The 24407-nt window shown below is 73.8% G+C and carries 18 protein-coding genes; 16 read left to right on the top strand and 2 right to left on the bottom strand.

Translation table 11 applies throughout. The annotated features are described in order from the left end of the window. The first annotated feature begins 538 nt into the window (after nucleotides 1-538). The 12 genes from AOQ37_RS35445 (at nucleotide 539) to AOQ37_RS35395 (ending at nucleotide 16308) form a co-directional block, all read left to right on the top strand. On the top strand, nucleotides 539-2065 hold the full coding sequence (locus tag AOQ37_RS35445) for an MFS transporter (RefSeq protein ID WP_062650806.1): 1527 nt from the start codon (nucleotides 539-541) through the stop codon (nucleotides 2063-2065). Between the two features lie 643 nt (nucleotides 2066-2708). After that, nucleotides 2709-2963, top strand: a complete 255-nt coding sequence (locus AOQ37_RS40640; RefSeq protein WP_159401427.1) for a hypothetical protein — start codon at nucleotides 2709-2711, stop codon at nucleotides 2961-2963. Nucleotides 2964-3162: 199 nt separating this feature from the next. Next, complete coding sequence (locus tag AOQ37_RS35440) at nucleotides 3163-4368, top strand: acyltransferase family protein (RefSeq protein WP_078890531.1); 1206 nt, start codon at nucleotides 3163-3165, stop codon at nucleotides 4366-4368. A gap of 184 nt (nucleotides 4369-4552) precedes the next feature. Continuing rightward, complete coding sequence (mvk, locus tag AOQ37_RS35435; protein ID WP_234437122.1) at nucleotides 4553-5533, top strand: mevalonate kinase; 981 nt, start codon at nucleotides 4553-4555, stop codon at nucleotides 5531-5533. Next, nucleotides 5523-6584 (top strand): diphosphomevalonate decarboxylase, encoded by a 1062-nt coding sequence (gene mvaD / locus AOQ37_RS35430; RefSeq protein WP_078890529.1) that lies wholly within the window; start codon nucleotides 5523-5525, stop codon nucleotides 6582-6584. The genes mvk and mvaD overlap by 11 nt, the downstream gene beginning before the upstream one ends. Continuing rightward, nucleotides 6584-7744: a phosphomevalonate kinase gene (locus tag AOQ37_RS35425; protein WP_062650805.1), complete on the top strand. Its 1161-nt coding sequence runs from the start codon at nucleotides 6584-6586 to the stop codon at nucleotides 7742-7744. The genes mvaD and AOQ37_RS35425 overlap by 1 nt, the downstream gene beginning before the upstream one ends. Then, complete coding sequence (fni, locus tag AOQ37_RS35420; RefSeq protein WP_062650803.1) at nucleotides 7741-8832, top strand: type 2 isopentenyl-diphosphate Delta-isomerase; 1092 nt, start codon at nucleotides 7741-7743, stop codon at nucleotides 8830-8832. Before AOQ37_RS35425 ends, fni begins: the two co-directional genes overlap by 4 nt. Next, nucleotides 8829-9890, top strand: a complete 1062-nt coding sequence (locus AOQ37_RS35415) for a hydroxymethylglutaryl-coenzyme A reductase family protein (protein ID WP_143661502.1) — start codon at nucleotides 8829-8831, stop codon at nucleotides 9888-9890. Before fni ends, AOQ37_RS35415 begins: the two co-directional genes overlap by 4 nt. Before the next feature lie 3 nt (nucleotides 9891-9893). Further along, on the top strand, nucleotides 9894-11069 hold the full coding sequence (locus tag AOQ37_RS35410; protein WP_062650801.1) for a hydroxymethylglutaryl-CoA synthase: 1176 nt from the start codon (nucleotides 9894-9896) through the stop codon (nucleotides 11067-11069). Nucleotides 11070-11779: 710 nt separating this feature from the next. Continuing rightward, nucleotides 11780-12757, top strand: coding sequence for a 3-oxoacyl-ACP synthase III family protein (locus tag AOQ37_RS35405; RefSeq protein ID WP_062650799.1), 978 nt, complete (start codon nucleotides 11780-11782; stop codon nucleotides 12755-12757). 88 nt (nucleotides 12758-12845) lie between these two features. After that, nucleotides 12846-14843 (top strand): FAD/NAD(P)-binding protein, encoded by a 1998-nt coding sequence (locus AOQ37_RS35400; protein ID WP_062650797.1) that lies wholly within the window; start codon nucleotides 12846-12848, stop codon nucleotides 14841-14843. Then, entirely contained in the window at nucleotides 14833-16308 is a 1476-nt protein-coding gene (locus AOQ37_RS35395; protein WP_078890527.1) for a nitrosuccinate lyase, read from the top strand. Before AOQ37_RS35400 ends, AOQ37_RS35395 begins: the two co-directional genes overlap by 11 nt. Before the next feature lie 250 nt (nucleotides 16309-16558). On the opposite strand, the gene AOQ37_RS40635 is transcribed toward AOQ37_RS35395, so the two are convergent. Both AOQ37_RS40635 and AOQ37_RS35390 read right to left on the bottom strand, forming a co-directional pair. Then, nucleotides 16559-16741: a hypothetical protein gene (locus AOQ37_RS40635; RefSeq protein WP_028807395.1), complete on the bottom strand. Its 183-nt coding sequence runs from the start codon at nucleotides 16739-16741 to the stop codon at nucleotides 16559-16561. After that, nucleotides 16738-17280 carry a hypothetical protein gene (locus AOQ37_RS35390; protein ID WP_234437121.1) on the bottom strand — a complete coding sequence of 181 codons (543 nt, stop codon included), beginning with the start codon at nucleotides 17278-17280 and terminating at the stop codon, nucleotides 16738-16740. Before AOQ37_RS35390 ends, AOQ37_RS40635 begins: the two co-directional genes overlap by 4 nt. Before the next feature lie 852 nt (nucleotides 17281-18132). Between AOQ37_RS35390 and AOQ37_RS35385 the strand changes: the two genes are divergently transcribed. The 4 genes from AOQ37_RS35385 to AOQ37_RS35370 all read left to right on the top strand — a co-directional run bounded on the left by AOQ37_RS35385 (nucleotide 18133) and on the right by AOQ37_RS35370 (nucleotide 23893). After that, the gene (locus AOQ37_RS35385) at nucleotides 18133-19194 is read left to right on the top strand and encodes a polyprenyl synthetase family protein (protein ID WP_234437120.1); all 1062 of its coding nucleotides are present in this window, start codon (nucleotides 18133-18135) and stop codon (nucleotides 19192-19194) included. A 359-nt stretch (nucleotides 19195-19553) separates the two neighbouring features. Continuing rightward, on the top strand, nucleotides 19554-21113 hold the full coding sequence (locus AOQ37_RS35380; RefSeq protein WP_062650793.1) for an FAD-dependent oxidoreductase: 1560 nt from the start codon (nucleotides 19554-19556) through the stop codon (nucleotides 21111-21113). 571 nt (nucleotides 21114-21684) lie between these two features. Further along, nucleotides 21685-23406: a cytochrome bc1 complex cytochrome b subunit gene (gene qcrB, locus AOQ37_RS35375; RefSeq protein ID WP_078890526.1), complete on the top strand. Its 1722-nt coding sequence runs from the start codon at nucleotides 21685-21687 to the stop codon at nucleotides 23404-23406. Between the two features lie 127 nt (nucleotides 23407-23533). Then, entirely contained in the window at nucleotides 23534-23893 is a 360-nt protein-coding gene (locus AOQ37_RS35370) for a DUF3099 domain-containing protein (protein WP_062650791.1), read from the top strand. Nucleotides 23894-24407 lie beyond the last annotated feature (514 nt).

Below are 24407 nucleotides of genomic sequence, written 5' to 3'. Positions count from 1 at the left end.
GGTGCGCAACGCGCGCCAGAGCGGTGAGCATGCCGCCACCGCGCTGCCGCGCACGCCGGCACGGCAGCATGCGCGCCTGCACGGCGGCCGGCCTGCCGTGCCCGCACGGCAGGTTGCGCGCCTGCCCGCACGGCAGTGCGCGTGCGGGACGGCGCGGCGGTGCGCGGACCGGCGCCGCGCGGAACGGGTCCCGCCGGTGATCCGCGCCGCGCGGGGCGGATCCCACTGGTGATCCCGCCCGATGATCCCCCCGGTTTTCCCGGTCCCGGGCCGTCCAGGCCCGGGGCCCGGTCCCGTCCCGGGGGCACCGCGTCCGCGGCCGCGGACAACGCCGCGGAGAACCCGGCGAACAAAGCAGTCCCGCTCTGTCACATCCGGGGGATCCGCTACGTCGTAGTGCTGAGACGGACGACACCGTCCCGCGAACGGGCGGGCGGCCGGCCGGCTCGCCGGCCCCGACCTGCGGCAAGGGGCCGGCCGGCCGGCCGCGCGGACGGATTTCTCCAGCCGCAAGATCACTCGGAGGAACTGGTTAGGTATGAGTAGCGCAGACAAGGAAGCACGAGGCGGGACGGGCGTCCTCGTCGATGCCGACCCGCGGCGCTGGACGGCGCTGGCCGTCCTGACAGCGATGCAGTTCATGCTCATGATGGACGTCACCGTCGTGAACATCGCCCTGCCCAACATCGAGGAAGACCTCGACTTCTCCGTCGGCGGCCTCGCGTGGGTGGTCAACGCCTACGTCCTGACCGCCGGCGGATTCCTGCTGCTGGGCGGACGCCTGGCCGACATGTACGGCCGCCGGCTGACCTTCATCGCCGGCGTCCTGGTCTTCGGCGTGGCCTCGGCCGTGTGCGGCGCCGCCGCCAACTCCGGCATGCTGGTCGCCGGCCGGTTCGTCCAGGGCCTGGGCGAGGCGCTCGCCGGCCCGGCGGCGCTCGGCCTGATCCCCGTCCTGTTCCGCGACGCCAAGGAACGCACCAAGGCCCTGGGCCTGTGGGGCGGCATGGCGGCCCTGGGCAGCGCCATCGGCTCGGTCGTCGGCGGCTCGCTGACCGACCTGGTCGACTGGCGGTGGATCTTCTACATCAACATCCCCATCGCGATCTTCGCGCTGATCATGGTCCCGCGGGTGATCCCGGAGAGCCGGATGGCCCGCCGCCCCGACCAGCGTGTCGACGTCGTCGGCGCGATCAGCGCCACCGGCGGTCTCGTCGCGGTCGTGTACGGCCTGCTCCAGGCCGCCGACGACCCGTGGGGCTCCGCCGACGTCCTGGCACCGCTGCTGGGCGGCCTCGCCCTGCTGGTCTTCATGGCCGTGTGGGAGTCCCGCGTCCCCGACCCGATGATCCCCCTGCGGTTCTTCACCAACCGCACCCGTGTGACGTCCAACGGCGTCAGCGTCCTCTCGCTCGCCGCCTTCTACACCTACGCCTTCCTGCTGACCCTCTACCTCCAGCAGGTCCTCGGCTACTCCCCGCTGAAGACAGGGCTGTCCTACATCCCCTTCACCCTCGCCATCGGCGTCGGCATGGGCGTGTCCACCGCGCTGATGCCCCGCATCGGCGTCAAGGCGACCCTGATCATCTCGTTCCTCGGCAGCGCCGGCGGATTCGTCGTCGCCGCCGCGGGCCTGGCCACCGACGCCTCCTTCGTCGGCGGGATCATGCCCGGACTGCTCCTGTACGGCTTCTTCAACGCCGTCGGCTACCCGGCCCTCACCAACGGCGCGCTGCACCAGGTCACCGGCCAGGACGCGGGCCTGGGCTCCGGCGTGCAGACCGCGATGCAGCAGGTCGGCGCCTCGCTCGGCCTGGCCACCCTGGTCCCGCTCGCCCTGCGCTACGTCAACGACCACGTCGCCGACGGAACCCTCCCGCAGATCGCGCAGACCGACGGCTACGCCCTGGCCCTGCGCGCCGCGGCCGGCGTCCTGGTCGTCGCGGCCGTCCTGGTCCTGGTGCTGATGGACAAGGTGGACTCCAAGCCGCGCGACGCGGTCGCCGAAGCCACCAGCGGGGCGGCGGCCGAAGCCGAAGCCACCCCGACCCGCACCGGCTCCTGAACGGCACCTGAACGGGCACACCTGTACCGCCCCCGGCCGGCTCCGGGGGCGGTCCGCCCGTCCCCGGAGCCGCCCGCGCACCCCGGCTCGAGGCCACCGCCGGCAGCGGACGCGGCCTCAGCAGCCCCGCACGGCAACGGACATGGGCCAACGCCACCCCCGGCCGGGCCGCCATCGCGCCGCAGGCCGCGGCGGACTTCGGCCTCATCCGCCCCGCACACGGCCGGACTTGGCCCGAGCACGTCCGGCGGGACGGCCGCCGACCCGAGGGAAAACGCAGCCTCGCCCCCCTCGCGTCCCGCTCCGGTACGGCACCCGCCCGGGCGGCCCGCCCCCCCGCACCTTTGGCTGACGTAACGTCATTCTTATTGCCTCAAGACTGACTTGAGGCGGAACGCGCACCTGTGCGAGCCGTCGCCCGCGCCGCCGTCCCCGTAACGCATGATCCCTTTCCGGGGTGACCTGCGTCACTGTGAGGGGCTCTTGGCGGGGGGACGCCGCCCGTGTCACTATTCCCGGGCGTCACCCCTGCCCGGAAGTCGCTCCGGGGCAGCGGACGGTGCCGCATCCGCCGCCTTCGCCGGCGAGAACCACTGAACGCCCGAACGGCGCAGCCTCCTGTCTTCCCCCTCGGCCCGCCCGCATGCCCGGGCGCCCCGCGGGGGACCCACACCCGCACCGCACCGCACCGCGCCGCGCCCGCCCGGCCGGACAGCCCGCCCCGCGTCCCGCCCCCGAGCCCGCCCGCACCCCGGACCTGCTCCCACCGCGCTCGCGCGAACCGCCGTCCCCGGCCGGCCTGGCCGACGCCGCACCGCAGTGGCGCAGCCCGCCTGCGCAGGCCCACCCGCACCGCAGCGGCGCAGCCCGCCTGCGCGGACTCACCGCACCGCAGTGACGCAGCCCGCCTGCGCGGGCCCGCCGCACCGCACCAGCACAGCTCGCCGGTGTGCCCGGCCGCCCCGCGGCCGTACGGGCCGCCGGTCCGTCGGCATGCCCGGCCGTACCGCGGAACGCGTCCCCGCTCTTCCCGACCCGTTCTGCTCCGTCCCGCTCCGTCCCGCTCCGTTTCGTCCGTCCGAAAGGCAGGCGTGCGCATGGCTGACCAGATCGCCGCACCGACCCCCAGCGGTGAGCCGCAGCGCCGGCCCCCGCTTCCCTCGCTGACCGGACTGAGGTTCCTGGCGGCCCTGCTGGTGTTCCTCACCCACAGCCTGATGCTCGGCAACCCGGTGCGGCCGACCGCGCCGCCCAGCCTCTTCGCCGACATGGACCTGGCGAAATCACTGTCCGACTTCTTCCTGCCCGCCGGACCCATCGGCGTGTCCTTCTTCTTCGTCCTCAGCGGCTTCGTCCTGACCTGGTCCACCAGCCCCACCGACCCGGCCACGGCGTTCTGGCGGCGCCGCGCACTGAAGATCTACCCCAACCACATCGTCACCTGGGCCCTGTGCATGTGGCTGTTCGCCTCCTCCACCCCGCTGCACGCCTGGCTGGCCAACCTCTCCCTGGTCCACGCCTTCAGCAACCGGCCCGACACCGTGCAGAGCGTCAACTTCCCCTCCTGGTCGCTGTGTTCCGAGGTCCTCTTCTACGCCCTGTTCCCCCTGTTCATCCTCGGGGTGCGGCGCATCGCCGAACGCAGGCTGTGGCTGTACGCCGCCGCGGCGGTCGCCGGCGTGGCGGGCGTGGCCCTGGCGACACGGTTCATCCCCCGCGGCATGGACATCCCCGGATACGACCTGCCGCTGAACCAGCAGTGGTTCAGCTACGCGTTCCCGCCGCCGCGCCTGTTCGAGTTCGTGCTCGGCATGATCCTGGCCCGCATCGTCGCCGCCGGCCGCTGGCCGCGCATCGGCCTGCTGCCGTCGGCCGCCGCCTTCGCCGCCGGCTACTGGGCCGCCCTGGCCGCCCCCGACCCCTACGACTTCAGCCTCACCACGATCATCCCGATCGGCATGATCATCTGCGCCGCCGCCACCGCGGACCTGCGCGGCGAACGCGGCTGGCTGGCCGGCCGGACCATGGTGTGGCTGGGCAGCGTCTCCTTCGCCTTCTACCTCCTCCAGGCCCTGGTGATCTTCTACGGCCGGCCCGAGGTCCTGGGCAGCCGCACCTTCGACCTCCTCCCGGGCCTCGGCCTGCTCCTGGCACTGCTCGCGGTGAACCTGCTGGCCGCCTGGCTGCTCTACACCCTGGTGGAGAACCCGGTGATGAAGCGCTGGAGCCGCAGCAGGAAGCCCCGGCCCCCGCAGCCCGCACCCGCCGGCACCGCGCCGGTACCGGCCGGCGAAGCCGTCTGACCCGCCCGCCCGTGCGCCCCGGCGCCCGCACCCCCTCGGTGCGGGCCGCGGGGCCTTCGGCCCGTCAGGGCTGCCCGGATCCGATGTCCCGCTCCACCGCCTTCCAGAACTGGACCGTGCGATCTCCATGCAGAACCGACAAGGGGAGCTGAGTGCGTTGACCCTACCGACCTCAGCGGAGGGGGTGTCAGAAAACCACCGGGCACGCTCGGTCGGGATCGGCCGCGCCCACGCCAAGGCCATTCTGCTGGGCGAACACGCGGTCGTGTACGGAGCCCCCGCGCTCGCCCTGCCCGTTCCGCAGCTGACCGTCACGGCGAGCGCCGGATGGTCCTCCCGCGCTCCCGGCGAACCGGGCGGAGTGTCCTTCACCATGACCGGCTCGCCGTCACGGCCGATGATGACGCAGGCCTCCGACAGCCTGAGCCGGCTGACCGCCGAGTTCAAGACGGCCATGGACGTCACCGACAGCCCGCACCTCGACGTGATCATCGACGGCGCCATCCCGCACGGCCGCGGCCTGGGCTCCAGCGCGGCCTGCGCCCGCGCGGTCGTCCTCGCCCTGGCCGACCTCTTCGGCCGCGACCTGAGCGAGAGCACCGCCTTCGACCTGGTGCAGACGGCCGAGAACGTCGCCCACGGCCGCTCCAGCGGCGTCGACGCCCGCACCGTCGGCGCGAGCGCCCCGCTGCTGTTCCAGGCCGGCCGCGCCAGCGAACTGGGCATCGGCTGCGACGGCCTGTTCATCATCGCCGACAGCGGCGTCGTGGGCCGCACCAAGGACGCCGTCGAACTGCTGCGGGAGGGCTTCCAGCGCCACCTCGGAGCACAGGACCGCTTCGTGCAGCGCGCCACCCGCCTCACCGACGAGGCCCGCACCGCCCTCGCCGGCGGCCGGCCGCGAGAACTCGGCGCCCGCCTGACGGACTACCACGACCTGCTGCGCGCGGCCGGCCTGAGCACCAACCGGATCGACACCCTCGTCGAGGCCGCGCTGACGGCCGGCAGCCTCGGAGCCAAGATCACCGGCGGCGGCCTGGGCGGCTGCGTGATCGCCCTGACCGAGCCGGTGCAGGCACGCGAGGTCACCGCCCGCCTCCACGAGGCCGGCGCCGTGCAGACCTGGGTTGTACCGCTGAGGGGACTTGCCGACCATGCGCGCTGACCACCACCTCGCCCCGCCGGCCGCCGCACCGCGACCGCACCCCGGCGGCCAGGAACACGCCACCGCCGTCGCCCACCCGAACATCGCCCTGATCAAGTACTGGGGCAAGCGCGACGAACGGCTCGTCCTGCCCCGCGTCGACAGCCTGTCGATGACCCTGGACATCTTCCCCACCACCACCCGCGTCCGTCTCACTCCCGAAGCCGGCCACGACACCCTCACCCTGGGCGGCCGGCCCGCCCAGGGCGAGACCCTGCGCCGCGTCAGCGCCTTCCTTGACCTGGTACGGCAACAGGCCGGCCGCCCCGAACACGCCGCCGTGGACAGCCACAACACCGTCCCCACCGGCGCGGGACTCGCCTCCTCCGCGAGCGGCTTCGCCGCCCTCGCCGTCGCCGCCGCGGCCGCCTACGGCCTGCGCCTGGACGCCACCGCCCACTCCCGCCTGGCCCGCCGCGGCTCCGGCTCCGCCTCCCGGTCGATCTTCGCCGGCTTCGCCCAGTGGCACGCCGGCCCGCCCACCGCCGACGAAGACGAGGCCGACCTCGCCTCCTACGCCGAACCGGTACCCGCCGCGGGCCTGGACCCCGCCCTGGTCATCGCCGTCGTCAACGCCGGCCCCAAGGCCGTCTCCAGCCGGGAGGCCATGCGCCGCACCCTGGACACCTCCCCGCTGTACGAGCCGTGGGCCCGCTCCAGCGCGGACGACCTGCGCGAGATGCGCGCCGCGCTGCGCCGCGCCGACCTCGAGGCGGTGGGGGAGATCGCCGAACGCAACGCGCTCGGCATGCACGCCACGATGCTGGCCGCCCGCCCCGCCGTGCGCTACCTCGCGCCGGCCACGCTCACCGTCCTGGACGGCGTGCTCCAGCTGCGCAAGGACGGCGTCCGCGCCTACGCCACCATGGACGCCGGGCCCAACGTGAAGGTGCTCTGCCCGCGCGCGGACGCCGAACGGGTGGCCCGCACGCTCCGCGCCGCCGTCCCCGACGGCTCGGTCCTCGTCGCCCGGCCCGGCCCGGCCGCCCGCCTGCTGCCGGGGGAGCGGTGATGACCGGACGCCCCACCGTCGTGCGGCGCGCCCCGGGCAAGCTGTTCATCGCCGGCGAGTACGCGGTCGTCGACCCCGGCAACCCGGCGGTCCTGGTCGCCGTCGACCGCTACGTCACCGTCACCGTCTCCCACCTGCCCGGCACCACGGTGGAGATCACCTCCGACCTCGGCCCCCGCGCCCGCCTGCACTGGCAGGACACCCGGCTCACCCCCCACGACGACCCCGACGGCCCCGACAACGCCGACGGCGCCGACGGTTCCGGCGGCTCCGGCGGGGGCGGGGTGCCGGCCGGGCTGGCGTACGTGGTGTCGGCGGCCCAGACCGTGGCCCGGCTGCTGGCCGAACGCGGCCTGCCCCTGCCGGGGTTCCGCCTCAGCGTCGACAGCCGGCTGCACGACAACGGCACCAAGTACGGCCTGGGCTCCAGCGGCGCGGTCACCGTCGCCGCCGTCGACGCCGTCAGCGCCTTCTGCGGACTGCGGCTGCCGCCCGAGACCCGCTACCGCCTCGCCGTCCTGGCCACCGCCCGCATCGACCCCCGCGCCTCCTGCGGCGACCTCGCCGCCAGCACCTGGGGCGGCTGGATCGCCTACCGGGCACCCGACCGCGCCGCCGTACGCGACCTCGCCGCCCGCCACGGCGTCCACGAGGCACTGCGCGCACCCTGGCCCCAGTTCGCGGTACGCCGCCTGCCGGCCCCCGCGGGCCTGTCACTGGAGGTCGGCTGGAGCGGCAGCCCCGCCTCCACCACCGCCCTCGTCTCCGGCCTGGACCGGCGGGCCTGGCACGGCAGCGACTCCCACCGCGCGTTCGTCGCGGCCACCACCGACTGCGTACGCGCCTGCGTCACCGCACTCGACCACCAAGACCCCCACGGCCTGCTCAAACAGATCCGGCGGGCCCGCCGCGAACTGGCCCGCCTGGACGACGAGATCGGCCTGGGAATCTTCACGCCCCGCCTCACAGCGCTGTGCGACGCAGCGGAAGCCGCCGGCGGCGCGGCCAAGCCCTCCGGGGCCGGCGGCGGCGACTGCGGCATCGCCCTGCTGGACGCCGACGCCCCGCGGGACATCGAACACGTGCGGGAACGGTGGGCCGCGGCCGGGGTGCTGCCCCTGCCTCTCCGTCCCGCCGCGGAAGGGAACGAAAAACAATGATCGGACAACGCAAGGACGACCACGTCCGGCTCGCCGTCGACCAGCAGCGCGAGCACAGCGGACACAACCAGTTCGACGAGGTGTCGTTCGTCCACCACGCCCTGGCCGGCATCGACCGCCCGGACGTGTCCCTGGCCACGGCCTTCGCCGGCATCTCCTGGCCGGTACCCCTCTACATCAACGCGATGACCGGCGGCAGCGAGAACACCGGCCTCATCAACCGCGACCTGGCCACCGCCGCCCGCGAGACCGGCGTGCCCATCGCCTCGGGATCCATGAGCGCCTACTTCAAGGACCCCTCCTGCGCCGGCACCTTCAGCGTGCTGCGCGAGCACAACCCCGACGGGTTCGTCATCGCCAACATCAACGCCACCGTCTCCGCCGAACACGCCCGGCGCGCCGTCGACCTGCTGCGCGCCGACGCCCTCCAGATCCACGTCAACACCGTGCAGGAAACGGTGATGCCGGAAGGGGACCGCTCGTTCTCCGCCTGGCCCGGACAGATCGAGAAGATCGCCGCGGCCGTCGACGTCCCCGTGATCGTCAAGGAGGTCGGCTTCGGACTCAGCCGCGAGAGCGTGCTGACCCTGAAGGAACTGGGCGTCGCGGTCGCCGACCTCGGCGGCCGCGGCGGCACCGACTTCGCCGCGATCGAGAACGGCCGCCGCCGCCTCGGCGACTACGCCTACCTCTACGGCTGGGGCCAGTCCACCGCCGCCTGCCTCCTGGACGCGGCCGACACCGGCCTGCCCGTCCTGGCCTCCGGCGGGGTCCGCAACCCCCTCGACGTCGCCCGCGCCCTGGCCCTGGGCGCCCGCGCGGTCGGCGCCTCCGGAGGATTCCTGCGCACCCTCCTCGACGGCGGCGTCTCCGCGCTCGTCGCACAGATCTCCACCTGGCTGGACCAGCTGGCCGCACTCCAGACGATGCTCGGCGCACGCACCCCGGCCGACCTGACGCACTGCGACGTGCTCATCCACGGCGAGCTGCGCGCCTTCTGCGCCGACCGCGGCATCGACACCCGGCCGCTGGCCCGGCGCTCCGGCAGCCACGACGCCCTCCACGAGATGACGGGAACCACACGATGACCGAGGCGCACGCGATCGCCGGGGTCCCGATGCGCTGGGTGGGACCCCTGCGCATCTCGGGCAACGTCACCACCACCGAGACCCACGTCCCGCTGGCCACCTACGAGTCGCCGCTGTGGCCCTCCGTCGGCCGCGGCGCGAAAGTCTCCATGCTGGCCGAGCAGGGCATCGTCGCCACCCTCGTCGACGAGCGGATGACCCGCTCGGTCCTCGTCGAGGCCACCGACGCACAGACCGCCCTCACCGCCGCGCGCACCATCGACGCCCGCATCGGCGAACTGCGCGAACTCGTGCGCACCTCCAGCAGGTTCGCCGAACTCATCGGCATCCGCCACGAGATCAACGCCAACCTGCTCTTCATCCGCTTCGAGTTCTCCACCGGCGACGCCTCCGGCCACAACATGGCCACCCTCGCCTCCGACCTCCTGCTCGGCCACCTGCTCGAGACGATCCCCGGCATCTCCTACGGATCGATCTCCGGGAACTACTGCACGGACAAGAAGGCCACCGCCATCAACGGCATCCTGGGCCGCGGCAAGAACGTCGTCACCGAACTCCTCGTCCCGCGCACCGTCGTCGAGGACGTCCTGCACACCACGGCCGCCAAGATAGCCGAGCTCAACCTGCGCAAGAACCTCCTGGGCACCCTCCTGGCCGGCGGCATCCGCTCGGCCAACGCCCACTTCGCCAACATGCTCCTGGGCTTCTACCTGGCCACCGGCCAGGACGCCGCCAACATCGTCGAGGGATCCCAGGGCGTCGTCATGACCGAGGACCGCGACGGCGACCTCTACTTCGCCTGCACCCTGCCCAACCTGATCGTGGGCACCGTCGGCAACGGCAAGGGACTCGCCTTCGTCGACACCAACCTCGCCCGCCTGGGCTGCCGGGCCGACCGCGCCCCCGGGGAGAACGCCCGCCGCCTCGCCGTCATCGCCGCCGCCACCGTGCTGTGCGGCGAACTCTCCCTCCTCGCCGCCCAGACCAACCCGGGCGAACTCATGCGCGCGCACGTCCAGCTGGAACGCGACAACAAGACAGCAAAGGTCGGTGTATAGGAAATGGCCAGCGCTTCCGCCGTAGGAATCCACGATCTGTCGTTCGCCACCACCGAGTTCGTCCTGCCGCACACCGAACTCGCCGCCCACAACGGCACCGACATCGGCAAGTACCACCTGGGCATCGGCCAGCGGTCGATGAGCGTGCCCGCCGCCGACGAGGACATCGTCACCCTGGGCGCCGCGGCCGCCGCGCCCCTGATCGCCCGGCACGGCAGCGACGGCATCCGGACGGTCATCTTCGCCACCGAGTCCTCGATCGACCAGGCCAAAGCGGCCGGCGTGTACGTGCACTCCCTGCTCGGCCTGCCCTCGGCCACCCGCGTCGTCGAACTCAAGCAGGCCTGCTACGGGGCCACCGCCGCCCTCCAGTTCGCCATCGGCCTGGTCCACCGCGACCCCGCCCAGCGCGTCCTGGTCATCGCCGGCGACGTCTCCAAGTACGACCTGGACAGCCCCGGCGAAGCCACCCAGGGCGCGGCCGCCGTCGCCCTGCTGGTCGGCGCCGACCCCGCCCTGGTACGCATCGAGGAACCGTCGGGCGTGTTCACCGCCGACGTCATGGACTTCTGGCGGCCCAACTACCGCGAGGCCGCCCTCGTCGACGGCCAGGAGTCCATCACCGCCTACCTCCAGGCGGTGGAAGGCACCTGGAAGGACTACGTCGAGCAAGGCGGCCGCAAACTCGACGAGTTCGCCGCCTTCTGCTACCACCAGCCGTTCACGAAGATGGCCTACAAGGCCCACCGCCACCTGCTGAACAGCAACGGCCACGACACCGACGAGGCCAGGGTCGCCCGCGACATCGCGCAGACCACCGCCTACAACACCGTCATCGGCAACAGCTACACCGCCTCGGTCTACCTGGCCCTGGCCTCCCTCCTGGACCACGCCGACGACCTCAGCGGACAGGCGGTGGCCTTCCTCAGCTACGGTTCCGGCAGCGTCGCGGAGTTCTTCGCCGGGACCGTCGTCCCCGGCTACCGCGCCCACCTGCGCACCCAGGAACACCGCGAAGCCGTCGAGCGCCGCGAGAGCCTCGACTACGCCCGCTACCGCGCACTGCACCAGCGCTCCTTCCCCGCCGACGGCGGCGACCACCCCACCCCCGCCCAGACCACCGGCCCCTACCGGCTGGCAGCCCTGCGCGCCCACAAGCGCATCTACGAAACCCGCTGACCCCACCACCGCGGTGCCGCTGCCCCGGCGCAGCCTCACCGGCAGCGGGCGCAGCCTCACCGGCAGCGGGCGCAGCCTCACCGGCAGCGGGCAGCGGGCAGCGGGCAGTCGGCACCGGCAGCCGGTACCCGTACCGGGACAGCCACACCGGCACAGCCCTACCGGTACCGGAAACCGGCAACCGCCACACCGGCACCGGCTCCCGGTACCCGTACCGGGACAGCCACACCGTCCCGGCACGGATACCGGCCACCGGTGCCAGTACCCGTGCCGGTGCCAGTGCCAGTGCCGGTGCCGGTGTCGGTGCCGGCGCTGACACCGACACGGCACCGGCCCGACCACGGCCGCCCCGGCCCCGCCCCCACGCACCCGCGCGAGGGCGGGCCGACCGCATCACCGCCAGGACGGCCGCCACGCCCCCCCGGGGGGAGCCCGAATCGCCGTACCCGGAGGCCGCCACACCCGCCGGGGGTCCGGCCCGCCGCCCTGGAAGGCGCCCCGCAGCGCCCCCGGGGCCGGCCCGCCGCCTTGGGGGACCGCCGCCCGGAGGGTGCGGCGGCCACCGCACCGCACGCACCCGTGAACGACTAAGCGGCAGCCCGCGCGGGCTGCCCCGCCGACCGGACGGTCACGGCCGCGCACCCGCCGGCCGGCCGCACAGCCGGCACACCCACAACGCACCACCACCACAGTGAGGGGAGGGCAGGCGCATGACCGACACAGCGATCCTCGGCACCGGTGCCTTTGTGCCGGACCGGGTTGTCTCCAACGACGAGGTCGGCGCGGCGGCCGCGGTCGACGACGCCTGGGTCATCCGCAAGACCGCGATCCGCGAACGCCGCTGGGCCGCCGCCGACCAGGCCACCTCCGACCTGGCCACGGCCGCCGGACGGGCCGCGCTGGAGTCGGCCGGCATCACCGCCGACCAGCTCACCGTGATCGTGGTCGCCACCTCCACCCCCGACCGGCCCCAGCCGCCCACCGCCGCCTACGTCCAGCACCACCTCGGCGCCACCGACGCCGCCGCCTTCGACCTCAACGCCGTCTGCTCCGGCGAGGTCTTCGCGCTCACCGCCGTCGAGGGCGTCCTCGCCCGCCGCGGCGGCCACGCCCTGGTCATCGGCGCGGACGTCTACTCCCGCATCCTGGACCCCCACGACCGCAGGACCGTCGTCCTGTTCGGCGACGGCGCGGGCGCGATGGTACTGGGCCGCACCGGCCACGGCGCCCGCATCCGGCACGCCGCCCACCACACCTTCGGTGAACTGGCGCACCTGATCCAGGTACCCGGCGGCGGTAGCAGACTGCCCCTGGACCAGCACACCCTCGACGCCGGCCGGCAGTACTTCACGATGGACGGCCGCGCCGTACGCAGCTTCGTCGAGGACCGCCTGCCGCCGCTGACCAAGCAGTTCCTGCACGAAGCCGGCGTCGCCCCCGACGACATCAGCCACTTCGTCCCGCACCAGGCCAACGGCGTCATGCTCGACACCGTCTTCGCCGAACTGGCCCTGTCCCGCGCCACCATGCACCTGACGCTGACCCGCTACGGCAACACCGGCGCCGCCTCCATCCCGATCACCCTGGACGAAGCCGCCCGCCAGGGCGCCTTCCGCCCGGGCGAGCTGATCCTCCTCGCCGGCTTCGGCGGAGGCATGGCGGCCGGGTTCGCGCTGCTCGAGTGGTGAAGGGGGCCACAGGCGTCCCCCACAACCCCGCCGGCCCCGCACCCAGCGGCCCTCGCTCTGTTGCTCGACATCGGCAGAAACAGGAAACATGACAACGAGACATCGCTCCGTGTGCGTGATCGGCGCCGGACCGCGCGGACTCTCGGTTCTCGAGCGGCTGTGCGCCAACCTCCGCTCACAGCCCGAGAACAGCACCCTCCACCTTCACATCGTCGACCCCTACCCGCCCGGCCCCGGCAAGGTGTGGCGCACCGACCAGTCCCGCCACCTGCTCATGAACACCGTGGCCGGACAGATATCGGTGTTCACCGACGCCAGCGTGGACCTGCGCGGCCCCCTGGAGCCCGGCCCCAGCCTGCACGAATGGGCCCTCGCCCTCGTCGCCGGCGCGTTCGGCGACGACCACCCCGCCGAAGCCCTCGCCGAGGCCCGCCGCCTCGACTCCGACACCTACCCCACCCGCGCCTTCTACGGCCGCTACCTGCGCTGGGCCTACCAGCGCGTCATCGACGCCGCCCCCGCCGCACTGACCGTCAGCACCCACCCCCGCCTCGCCGTCGCCCTCGACGACGACCCCGACACCGGGGACCTGGCACTCCAGCGGGTGACCCTCGACGACGGCACCGTCCTGGACGGCCTGGACGCGGTCATCCTGTGCCAGGGACACCTCCCGGTCCGCGCGGACAGCGCCGAACGCGACTTCGCCGCCCGGGCCCGCCAGGCCGGACTGCTCTACATCGCGCCCGCCAACCCCGCCGACGTCGACCTGGACGTCCTGCCCCCCGCCGCCCCCGTCCTGCTGCGCGGCCTCGGCCTGAACTTCTTCGACCACCTCACCGAACTCACCGCCGGCCGCGGCGGCACCTTCTCCCGCGTCAGCGGCCGCCTCGTCTACCACCCCGCCGGAGCCGAACCGCAGATCTACGCCGCCTCCCGGCGCGGCGTGCCCTACCAGGCCCGCGGCGAGAACGAGAAAGGCCCCCACGGCCGCCACGAACCGCTCCTGCTCACCGCCGAGACCATCGCCCGCCTGCGCCGCACCCACGCCGGCACCGGCCTGGACTTCAGGACCCAGCTGTGGCCGCTGATCTCCCGCGAGGTCGAGGCCGTCTACTACCGCACCCTGCTCATCTCCCGCGGCTACACCCGCGAGGCCCAGCAGTTCCAGGACGACTACCTGGCCGCCGGATTCCACCAGCAGCACACCGACGCCGTCATCGCCGCCTACGGCATCGGCGAGAAGGACCGCTGGGACTGGGAACTCATCGCCCGCCCCTGGCGCGACCGCGAGTTCACCGGCCCCGACGACTTCACCGGCTGGCTCCTGGACCACCTGCGCGAAGACGTCGCCGAAGCCCACTGCGGCAACGTCAGCGGCCCCCTCAAGGCCGCCCTCGACGTCCTGCGCGACCTGCGCAACGAGATCCGCCTCGCCGTCGACCACGGCGGCCTGCACGGCGACTCCTACCGCAGCGACCTGGACAACTGGTACACCCCGCTCAACGCCTACCTCTCCATCGGCCCGCCCGCCCGGCGCGTCGAGGAGATGATCGCGCTGATCGAGGCCGGCGTCCTGCACGTCGTCGGCCCGGCCGTCCAGGTCCACCCCGGCCCCACCGGATACACCGTCCACTCACCCCTGGTGCCCGGCTCCACCGTGCGGGTGGACGCCCTCGTCGAGGCCCGCCTGCCCGAGATCACCCTCAGCCGCACCGCCGACCCCCTCCTCCAGCACCTGCTGGCCACCGGCCAGTGCACCGCCTACCGCATCCGCACCCGCCCGGCCGGCAGCCACCAGACCGACGGACTGGCCGTCACCCCGCGCCCGTTCCGCCTCATCGACGCCGCCGGACGGCCCCACCCGCGCCGGTTCGCCTTCGGCGTGCCCACCGAATCGGTGCACTGGGTGACCGCCGCGGGCATCCGCCCCGGCGTCAACTCCGTCACCCTCACCGACTCCGACGCCATCGCCCGCGCCGCCCTCGTCTGCGCCGGCGCCGTCCTGCCCGGCACGGGGGAGCACACCGCCACCGACGGCGGCCCGGCCCCCGCGCATCCACACCAAGGACTCACCCATGTCCACTGACACCACCCGCACCGCGGACACCGCCGCAGACGCAGGCGCAGATGCGTCCGCCGCCGTGACGCAGCCGGACTCCGGTCTGCTGGACTCCGGTCTGCTCGCGCCGGTCTGGGCGGGCACCCCCGCCGCGGCCGCGGTGTCCGACGGGGCGTGGCTCCAGGCCATGCTGGACGCCGAGGCGGCACTGAGCCGGGCGCAGGCCCGGCTCGGCACCGTGCCCGCGGGCGCCGCCCGGGTGATCACCGCCTCGGCGCGCGCCGAGGACCTGGACCTGCTCTCCCTGGCCCGCCAGGCCCGCGAGTCCGCCAACCCGGTGGTGGCGCTGGTACGGGAGTTCACCGCACTGGTCGCGGCCCGCGACCCGCAGGCCGCCGCCTTCGTGCACCGCGGCTCCACCAGCCAGGACATCCTCGACACGGCGAGCATCCTGGTGGCCCACCGCACCCTGCGCCTGATCCGCGCCGACCTGGCCCGGGTCGAACAGGCACTGGCCGCCCTCGCCGCGGAGCACCGCGACACACTGATGGCGGGCCGCACCCTGGCCCTGCACGCGGTCCCGACGACCTTCGGCCTCAAGGCGGCCGGCTGGCGCCACCTCGTCCTGGACGCGATCGGCAAACTCGACGACCTCGGCGCCCGCGGACTGCCCGTCCAGCTCGGCGGCGCCGCCGGCACCCTGGCCGGCTACCTCCAGCACGCGCCCGGCGCCGACCCCGCCGCCTACGTCACCGAGCTGACCGAGGCGTTCGCGGCCGAACTCGGCCTGAGCGCCCCCCTGATGCCCTGGCACGTGCTGCGCACCCCGGTGGTGGACGTGGCCACCACGGCCGCGTTCGTGTGCGGCGCCCTCGGCAAGATCGCCGTCGACGTGCTCAGCCTGACCCGCACCGAGACCGCCGAGGTGCACGAGCCGGCGCCCGGCGGCCGCGGCGCGTCCTCGGCCATGCCCCACAAACGCAACCCCGTGCTCGCGACCGCCGTCCGCTCCGCCGCCCTCCAGGCACCCCAGCTCGCCGCGACCGTCCTGGCCTGCATGCCCAGCGAGGACGAACGCTCCGCCGGCGCCTGGCACGCCGAATGGGAACCCCTGCGCGCCCTGCTGCGGCTGGCCGGGGGAGCGGCCCACCAGGCGGTCGAACTGACCGGACAGCTGTCGGTGGACCCGCGCCGCATGCACGCCAACACCGCGCTCACGGCAGGGCAGATCGTCTCCGAACGGGTCGCCGCCGTCCTGGCCCCGCTGCTGGGCAAGACCGAGGCACGCCGGCTGCTCAACGAGGCCTCGGCCCGCTCGGCGCGCACCGGCGAGGCCCTCGCCGACCTCCTCGCCCGCGACGGCCGGGCAGCCGCCGCCCTCGGCGCGAGCGCGCTCGGCGACCTGTTCGACCCGCGGGCCTACACCGGAGCCGCCGGCGCACTGACCGACCGCGCCCTGACCCGGCGGCTGCCGCCCGCGGACAGCGTTTGACGGCCCGCCGTCCGTGGACAGCGCCTAACGGCCCGCCGTCCCCGGCCGGGCCGCCGGCCGACCGGCCACCGGCCACGGCTCACCGGGCATCGGTCGTACGACGACGCCGTCCCGGGACGCCCGCAGCCCGCAGCCCGCGTGGCCGTGCCCGCAGATACCCCGCCGACCTGCGTGCACATCACGGACCCGGGTGCCTGCCTGTGCGGCGACGGCGTCGTCGGCGTCGTCGGCAACGGCGTCAGGGTCAGGGTCAGGGGCGGCGGCGCAGCGCGATCTGCGTGAGCTCGTCGATGTCGAACTCCGAGCGCCCCGGCGTGCCGTAGCGGGTGATCTTCCCGCGGCTCACCCACTTGCGGATGGTCGCCTCGGACACCCCCGCCGCCAGGGCGGCCACATTGGTGGGAACGAGACGGTGACGCGGCGGTCTGGTCATGCGCTGACCGCCTTGCGCCGCCGCTCCATCAGCGGCCGCAGAGTGATCCACTCGTGCATGTCCCAGGTGTGCCCGGACGAGCAGCCGATGCTGCCCCTTCCCGCGGCCGGGACGCTCTGCGACGACGTGCTGATCGTTCCCGGGCAGTTGTCCACGAAGCAATCCGTGATGAGGGCGCGGAAATCCCCGGGACCCGGATCGACGGTGCACAGCAGTTCAGCCCGCAGCGCCTCCATCTCGTCCGCGAAGTCGGCGGCCGCCGGCTGGGCCGTGAGCCACTCCAGATGGGTCAGCAGAAACCGCGCCATCTGGGCGACACCGCGCTGCGGGGCGGCTTTTCCGAGTTTTTCCGCAACGAATCCCGACCACGACTCGAGAATGGCGAGGATGTTGTGCCGGGCGTCGAGTGCCGTCAGGTTCAGATGATCCCTGCTGCGGCTCCCGGACACCTTCGTCTGGCTCAGCCGCCTGGATATGGGGGATACGTTGTGCAGACTCTCCTGGTACAGCCCGGGAAGCGTGCGCAGGCTGCCCTCCACCTGCCTGATACACGGGACGCAGAGGACGGACCCGGCGGCCGCGCGGAGTGCTGGGGTGTGGTCCTGGGGGCATGCGTGAAACTCCATGAATCTCCTTCATGAGGTGGCTCGCCCTGCGACCGGCACGGATCCGTCACTTCACCGTGCTGATCGCTGTATTCGATGTCGGATCGGTGACCCTCAACAAAAAAAGGGGGGTGCCGCTGCCGGATCCCGCGCCGGGACCCGCGGAAAGGGAAAACCGCGGTGATGACCGGATGGTCTGCGCCGGTGAATTCCGGCAGAGAGTGCGGATCCGGCCCGGCGGGTACCGGCTTCGATGTATTCAGTGTTCAGCGGACTGAGCACGTCATGTGCGTTCCGACCCCCCGATTGCTGCCCAGAGGTAACTATGGGTGCACTGGGGAGACTTCCATGGCGCAAATGAGGGTGTCAACGCGCACCATTCGCAATCGATCGCCCCTAAAGGGGAACTCCAGGCTCGCCCCGCACCCACCCCGCCGGGCGCCCCACACCCACCCCGCAGCCGCCTTGCCGGGCGTCCCGCACCTGCCCCGCCGGGCGTCCTCTTGCCCGCCCCGCGGGCTGCCTGCCGACTGTCCCGCAGTCGCCCCGCCGGGCGTCCCGCGGGCGCTTCGCAGCCGTTCCGTACCCGCCTCGTCGGGCGTTCCGCAGCCGTTCCCGTACCCGCCTCGCACCGGGCCCGAGCCCGACCTCCCGCCCCCGCTTCCGGCTCCCGGCCGCGGGCCGCCGCCCTGCGCGGCCCGCGGCCTGACCCCGGGCGGGGGAGCTCCCGCGACGTCACCCCGGTGCCCGCCACCGGCGCCCGTACACCTACCTGAGGAGACCCGTGTGACTACGGACCTGACCACCCGGTCCGGCCCCGAGGCCGCCGCCCGCCGCACCAGCAGCGACCTGCTGGAGCGCGTCGAGGACCGGCTGCGCTCCTTCCTCGCGGCCGAGCGCGAGGAGTGGGCCGAAGTGAACGAACGGGCGGTCGTCGCCATCGACGCGCTGTCGGAACTGACCGCGTCGGGCGGCAAACGCATCCGTCCGGCCTTCTGCATCGCCGGCTACCTCGCCGCGGGCGGCGACCCGGACGACCCCGGGATCGTCGAGGCCGCCGCGGCCCTGGAGATGCTGCACATCTCCGCCCTCATCCACGACGACGTCCTGGACGACTCCGACACACGCCGCGGCCTGCCCACCGTCCACGCCAAGCACACCGCGCTGCACGCCGGCCGCGGATGGCAGGGGGAGTCACGCCGCTTCGGCGAGGGCGTCGCCCTCCTCGTCGGCGACCTGGCGCTGGTCTACTCGGACGAGCTGATGTCCGGGGCCCCGCGCACGGCCGTCGCCGAATGGCACAAGCTGCGCTCGGAAGTGATGATCGGCCAGTACATGGACGTCGCCGCGGCCGCCGAGTTCTCCGTCGATCCCGAGCTCTCGCGCTGGATCGCCCTGATCAAGTCCGGCCGCTACACCATCCACCGCCCCCTGGTGGTGGGCGCGAGCGCGGCCGGGCACCGTGAACTGGCCGCCGCCTTCACCGAGTACGGCGAGGCGGTGGGCGAGGCCTTCCAGCTGCGCGACGACCTCCTGGACGCCTTCGGCGACTCCGCCGACACCGGCAAGCCCGCCGGCCTGGACTTCACCCAGCACAAGATGACGCTGCTGCTGGGCTGGGCGATGCAGCGCGACGAACACATCCACCGCCTGATCACCGAGGCCGGCCACACCCCCGACGAGGTGCGCCGCCGCCTCGTGGACACCGGCGTCCCCGACGACGTCGAACAGCACATCGCGGGCCTCGTCGAACGCGGCTGCAAGGCCATTGCCGACGCCCCCGTCCCGCAGGCATGGCGCGACGAACTGACCGCCATGGCCCACCGGGTCGCCTACCGCAACGCCTGAGTCCCGCGCTCCTCGTCCACCGCCGGGCAGGGATCCGGCTGCCGCACGCCAGCGGTCTGCGGCCGCCGGGTCCTCGACGCCCGCCGGAGCCCCCCTCGTGAATCCCTCGACCTTCGCTCGAACCCCCGCCCGGCGCCCGCCCCCGCCGATGCCGGTCCTCGAGCGCCGCCCGCCGGCCCCGGCGTCACGCATTCCACCAGGCACATCGCCCTCGGCCGGCCCCGCACGTCGGGCCGCCCGGCCGCGGACACGGCGCCCGCGGCACCGCGCCGGCGCCGCCGACCGGCCGGAACGCGCCCTGCCCCACCGGCCGCCCGCACCGCATGATGCAACCACAACGCACAGGGAGGGCCGCCCAGTTGAGTCCGCACACACGCGCAGACACAGGCGGCCACGGCCACGCCGTGGTGATCGGCTCCAGCCTCGCCGGGCTCACCGCGGCACGGGCCCTGGCCAACTTCATGGACCGGGTCACCGTCATCGAACGCGACCGGCTGCCACGCGGACCCGCCCGGCGCCGCGGCCTGCCCCAGGCACGCCACACCCACCCCCTCACCACCGCCGCCCAGCAGGGCCTGGAACAGCTCTTCCCCGGCATCGGCCAGGACCTCACCCGCGCCGGAGCGGTCCGCGTCCGCATGCCCGAGGACATGCTGGCGCTCGGCCCCGGCGGCTGGCTGCCCCGCTTCGACACGGGCCTGTCGATGCTCAGCGCCGGCCGTGACCTGACCGACTCGGTGATACGCGACCGCCTGCGCGCCGACCCCAAGGTGACCTTCCTGACCGGCCACGAGGTCGTCGCCCTGGAGGGCGGCCCCCATGACACCGTCACCGGGGTCTGGGCACGCGGCCGGGACCGGCAGGCACCCGACGGCTGGACACCGCGCCGACTGATCCCCGCCGCCTTCGTGGTGGACGCCTCCGGACGCGCCTCGCGCGCCCCCCGGTGGCTGGCCGAACTCGGCTACGCGCCACCCCCGCAGACCCTCGCCGGCACCCCCACCACCTACGCCACCGCCGAATTCACGCCCCCCGTCGGCCATGTCGCCGACTGGAAGAGCCTGCTGCTCATGGCCTCACCCGGCAACCCCCGCCAGGGCATCCTCAACCCCGTCGAGGGCGGCCGCTGGTCGGTCTCGCTCAGCAGCGGCGACGGCACCGCACCGCCCACCGACCACGAGGGCCTGCTGCGCGCCGCGGCCGCCCTGCCCCACCCCCTGCTGCACGACCTGATCGAGGCCGCCACCCCCCTCGGCCCGGTCTACAGCTGCACCAGCACCGGCAGCAGCCGCCACCACTACGAGAAACTGCGCCGCTGGCCCGACCAGTTCCTCGTCGTCGGCGACGCCCTCGTCCGCCTCGCCCCCGCCCACGGCCACGGCATGACACTCGCCGTGCAGCAGGCCCTCGTCCTGGACCACATGCTGGCCGCCCACCAGAGCGCCGTAGGCCTCGGCTACCGGCTGCGCCAGGCCCTCGCCCACCGCATCGGCCCCGCCTGGCAGGCGAGCCTGCGCAGCGCGCACACAGCCCCCGCGGACCACGGCAGGCCCACCGGCGCGCGCACCCGGCTCACCCGCCGCTACACGGCCCGGATCGCGGCCGCCGCGACCACCGACCCGCACGCCGCGACCCTGCTGCTCCAGCAGCACCAGGGCGCCGCCCCGCCCGCCGCGCCGCATCTCCGCGTCCTGCGCGCCGCACTGCGCGCCGCACCCGCCGCGGACCTGGCCGCGGTGCCGAGTCTCACCCACGGCCCGCAGGCCCGCAGGCGCCGCCCCGCCGCACCGGACACCCCCCTCACCACGGCCGCCCCGGCCCCCGCGGGCACCGCCCGGCGCACGGTACGGCCCGCCGGAACACCCGCCCAGCCGCCCGCCACCGCACCGGCACCGGCCACGGACCGGCACCGCCCCTGACCACCCCCGCCGAGCGCCAAGCGCCAAGTGCCGAGCGCCGAGCCGCAGACGGCAGGCGTTCCGGGCGGCGAGCGGAAGGCGGAAGGGCGCTTCGGGCGGCGGGCGGTGGGCGCCGAGCACCGACCGGCGGGTCCTGGCGACCGACCGGCGGGTCCTGGCGACCGACCGGCGGGTTCTGGCCGCATGGCCACCTCGCGCCGTCGCGTGCACAAACGGCCCGGTCATACGCTGCGAGGATGACGAGAGCGGAGCAACCAGCCCCCGTGCAAGTCCACTTGAACACCACCCGCCACCCGCACCCCGCCAACAGGCCTCCGAAAACAGCCCTGTTGCCCCCGGGACGGCCCGGCGCACGCCCGCCGTGGTCTCAACTCGCCCGGGAAACAGCCCAGTACAGACTTGAGTCTCGCTTGAGCGCGGTTGTTCGCCCACCTCAGGCGTCGATAGCGTTCGATCCGCTCCAGGGCACGGGCCCGCTTGCGCCGCGGCAGGCCGCCCCCACCCCCGACCGCTCACCGGCCGGGCGGGGTGTGCCTGTGACGGCCGAGCGGCGACGGGAGGGCGCGCGGGTATGAGCACGATCGAGGAGGCTCCGCCGAGCGGGCGCGCTGAAGCGCCCAAGGGCGAGCGCATCGCCGACTGGGCCGACGGACGGCTGGGGATCTACAACTTCGGATTCCTGGCGCGCAAGGTCTTCCCCGAACACTGGTCGTTCATGTTCGGCGAGATCGCGCTCTACAGCTTCGTCATCCTCATCCTCACCGGCACCTGGCTCACCCTGTTCTTCGAGCCGAGCATGGCCGAGACCGTCTACCACGGCTCCCACGTCCCGCTCCAGGGCATCCCGATGTCGAGGGCCTACGCCTCCACGGTCGACATCAGCTTCGAGATACGCGGCGGCCTGTTCATCCGCCAGCTGCACCACTGGTCCGCCCTGGTCATGATCGGCGCCCTGTGCCTGCACACCCTGCGCCACTTCCTCACCGGCTCGTTCCGCAAGCCGCGCGAGGTCAACTGGCTGATCGGCTTCGCGATCCTGGTCCTGGTCATCCTGGAAGGCTTCCTGGGCTACTCACTGCCCGACGACCTGCTCTCCGGGACCGGCCTGCGCATCGCCGAAGGCGTCACCCTCGCCATCCCCGTGGTCGGCACCTACGTGACCATGTTCCTCTTCGGCGGCGAATACCCCGGCCAGGACGTCATCCCGAGGTTCTACAGCCTGCACATCCTGCTGATCCCCGGCGTCATGCTCGCCCTGGCCGTCATCCACCTGATCCTGGTCTTCTACCACAAGCACACCCAGTTCCGGGGCCCCGGCCGCACCGAGAACAACGTCGTCGGCCAGCCCCTGATGCCGCACTACACGGCCAAGGCCGGCGGCTTCTTCTTCCTGGTCTCCGGCGTCCTCGCCCTGATGGCGGGCATCGCCCAGATCAACCCCATCTGGTCCTTCGGCCCCTACCGCGCCGACCAGATCTCCCAGGGCTCCCAACCCGACTGGTACATGGGCTTCCTCGAAGGCGCCCTGCGGGCCTTCCCCGCCTGGGAATGGAACACCCCCGGCGGCTACACCATCAACTTCGGCGTCCTGATACCGGCCGTCGTGCTGCCCACGCTGATGATGCTCGTCCTGGCCCTGTGGCCCTTCCTCGAAGCCTGGGTCACCGGCGACAAGGACGAACACCACCTCCTGGACCGGCCCCGCGACCACCCCACCCGCACCGCCTTCGGCAGCGCCTTCGTCGCGCTGTACCTGGTGCTGCTGTTCGGCGGCGCCAACGACATCCTCGCCGAACGCTTCCACCTGTCCCTCAACCAGATCACCTACGCGGTACGCATCGGGTTCTTCCTCGTCCCGGCCCTGACCTACGTCATCACCAAACGGATCTGCCTCGGCCTCCAGCTGCGCGACCGCGACAAGCTCCTGCACGGCCGCGAGACCGGAAAGATCCGCAGGCTGCCGCACGGCGAGTTCATCGAGGTCCACGAACCCCTCGACGCCGGACAGCAGTACGCGCTGCTCTCCCGCGAGATCCGCGAGACAGCCCCCCTGCCCGCCGCCGAACACGACGGCGTACCCAACCCCCGGGCCCGCAAGGAGATGCTGCGCCACCGCCTCAGCCGCTGGCTGTACGGAGGCCAGGTCCCGCACCCGACCCCGCAGGAACTGCGCGAGGCCCACGCCCACCTCGACCACGGCGCGGACGATCACGCCTCACCGAACGGACACCTGGACACCGCCCGCACCGGCGCCCTCCCGGCAGGACGCGGACCGGACCAGGAACGGCACTGAAACCGGCGGCGCGGGTGACCAGGCGACACGTCACCCGCGCCACCGCCGTGCCACCCCGGACAGCGACAGCACGCCCCTGCTTTTTCCGGCCATCCGGCACGAGAGCCGGAGCGTCCACGGAGGCCCAGTGAGCCGCACCCCCTGGCACCGGCACGGCCCCCGCCCCGCGTCCATCACCCAGGCCCGCACCGGCCTGACCCAGGACGTCCGCGCCCGCCAGCGCCGCTACCTCGCCGCCATGCTCGTACGCAGCGCCTGCGTCGTCGTCATGGCCGCCACCTGGAGCCGCTGGCCCGCCCTCGCACTGTGCGCCCTGGCCGGCGCCTTCCTCATCCCCTACGTCGCCGTGGTCGCCGCCCAGGCGGGCTGGCGCCAGCAACGCGGCGCCCGCCCCGCCCTGACCCCGGTCCACGAAGAACCCGCCACCGCGCGCGTCCCCCTGGAACCCACCCTGATCCTGCCGCCGGAACACCACACCGCAGCCTGACCGGCCCCCGCCCCACCCCTGCGCACCGCGCACCTGCGGCAGCCCTGCGCTCCCGCCCCACCCCTGCGCACCTGCGGCAGCCCTGCGCTCCCGCCCCACCCCTGCGCACCTGCGGCAGCCCTGCGCTCCCGCCCCACCCCTGCGCACCTGCGGCAGCCCTGCGCTCCCGCCCCACCCCTGCGCTCCCGCCCCACCTCTGCACCCCTGCGCTCCCGCGCTCCCGGCAGGCCGCGGCGCCCCCGTGCTCCTGGCCACCGCGGTACCTCTGCGCCTCCGGCCGCGCGCTGCCCCGTGCTCCTGTCCACCCGCCGCGCCAGCGCGCGCCTGGCCACATGCGGCGCCAGCGCGCGCCTGGCCACCGCGGCACCTCTGCGCTTCCGGCCGGGCGCTGCCCCGTGCTCCTGTCCACCCGCCGCGCCCTCCAGTCCCGGCCGGGTACAAGCGCACCGCTCGCCCGCTCGGCCCGCCGCAAACGCACCGTTGGCCCGCTGCAAGCGCGGCGCAGCGCACGCAG

The organism is Streptomyces maremycinicus (genome assembly GCF_001184025.1).
Taxonomy (GTDB): domain Bacteria; phylum Actinomycetota; class Actinomycetes; order Streptomycetales; family Streptomycetaceae; genus Streptomyces; species Streptomyces maremycinicus.
This window is presented reverse-complemented; position numbering and strand designations above follow the sequence as displayed.